The sequence below is a fragment of the Kocuria sp. CPCC 205258 genome (assembly GCF_040981005.1).
GTDB lineage: Bacteria > Actinomycetota > Actinomycetes > Actinomycetales > Micrococcaceae > Kocuria > Kocuria rosea.
Map to the genome: position 1 here is coordinate 1 of NZ_JAVKPS010000030.1, position 1,019 is coordinate 1,019.

At 65.5% G+C, this 1,019-nt stretch carries 1 protein-coding gene; it reads right to left on the reverse strand.

Annotated elements, in window-relative coordinates:
• On the reverse strand, window positions 1-1,019 hold a 1,019-nt coding region (locus RF644_RS18655; protein WP_368797656.1), incomplete at both ends, for an aromatic ring-hydroxylating dioxygenase subunit alpha.

The window sequence follows — 1,019 nt, forward strand, 5'->3', positions numbered from 1 at the left end:
TTGTCGGTGATCCAGTCGTGGAAGGCGCCGATGTGGTGTTCGGAGGGGACGAGGACCCCGCCGGTGGCGTAGATCTTGGAGTTCATGGCGGGTTGGCAGCGTTCGCAGGCGTCGAAGTCCTGCTGGTTGACGCGGTGGAAGAGTTCCACGGAGGTAGAGACGTCCTTGCCGGAGTCCACGACGGTGGGGAGGTAGAGCCAGTCGCACTCGACGATGGTGTGGTCGGGGGCCATGGGGAACATGCGGTGGATGATGACGTGGTCGGGGACGAGGTTGACGAACACGGTGGGCTTGACGGTGATGGCGTAGTAGCGGCGGTCGTGGTCCTCGTCGACGCCGGGGAGCTTGTCGAGGCCTTCGGAGCCGTCGATGGTGAAGCCGCGCACCTCGTCGCCGAACTCGGCGCCGTGGCCGACGAAGTACTGGGCGGCGAGGCCGTCGGCGAACTCGGGCAGGACCTCGGTGAGTTCGGGGTGGATGGTGGCGCAGTGGTAGCACTCCATGAAGTTCTCGATGATGAGCTTCCAGTTGGCGCGCACGTCGTAGGTGATGCGCCGGCCCAGGGAGAGGTTGGCGATGTCGTAGCCCTCGATGGCCTGGGTGTCGCCGAGGCGTTCTTGGATGTCGCCCATGACGTCGTCCTCGAAGGAGGGGGGGTTCTCGGCCAGGCAGACCCAGACGTAGCCGAGGTACTCGCGGACCGGGATGGTGACCAGGCCGTACTCCTGGCGGTCGATGTCGGGCATCTTGGTGAGGTTGGGGGCGGCGATGAGCTTGCCGTCGAAGTCGTAGGTCCAGGCGTGGTAGGGGCACTGGAAGGAGCGGGCGGCTTCGCCGGTGTCCTCCATGCACAGTTTCACCCCGCGGTGGCGGCAAATGTTGTAGAAGGCGCGGATGCCGTGCTTGCGGTTGCGGGTGATGATGATGGATTCCCGGCCGATCTGGACGGTGCGGTAGGCGCCGGGCTTGTCGAGGTCTCCGGCGCGTACGGCGCAGAACCACATCTGCTCGAAGATGCG